We start from the raw sequence: 527 nt of genomic DNA on the forward strand, positions 1-527 counted from the left end.
AGCCAAAGCGGGATTTCCAAAGCTATCTGATTCAAATGTTGAAGTCGAACCCGCTTCACTAACCTTTGTAACGTACCCGAGGGTATCGTACTGATAGTGAGTTGCCCCTGCAGTATTATCTAAAATTGAAGAGATTCGGTTCTGTGCATTGTATATGTATTTTTTTTCTCTACCTGACCATTGCTGCTCGACTAATCGACCGACACCGTCAGAAAGCTTGCGCTCTTTGAAACTCTCAGTTTCAGTGACAGAAAGCCTCCCCATAACATCATATTGGAACTCAATTTTTGGTAATGAGTCATCGCTAAACCGGATTTCGGAAAGCCTACCATTGGTGTCGTATGAAAAGTTAAGTGACGTCTTGTCAGGTAAGGTTTGCGAAACACGCTGTCCGACTCGGTTAAACTCTTCACCGATTTCAAATTGACCTTGAATACGCTTAGTTAAATGTCCAAATGAGGAATATTGATACTGTAGAGTTTGATGACGATTAGAGGCTAAAGTCAGTCTTCCACCTAACGTATAGT

General features: G+C 41.7%; 1 protein-coding gene. It reads right to left on the reverse strand.

What is annotated here, in order from left to right:
* On the reverse strand, window positions 1-527 hold a 527-nt coding region (locus R7O13_RS30610), incomplete at both ends, for an RHS repeat domain-containing protein (RefSeq protein ID WP_412125757.1).

This window comes from Vibrio sp. Y176 (assembly GCF_033438945.1).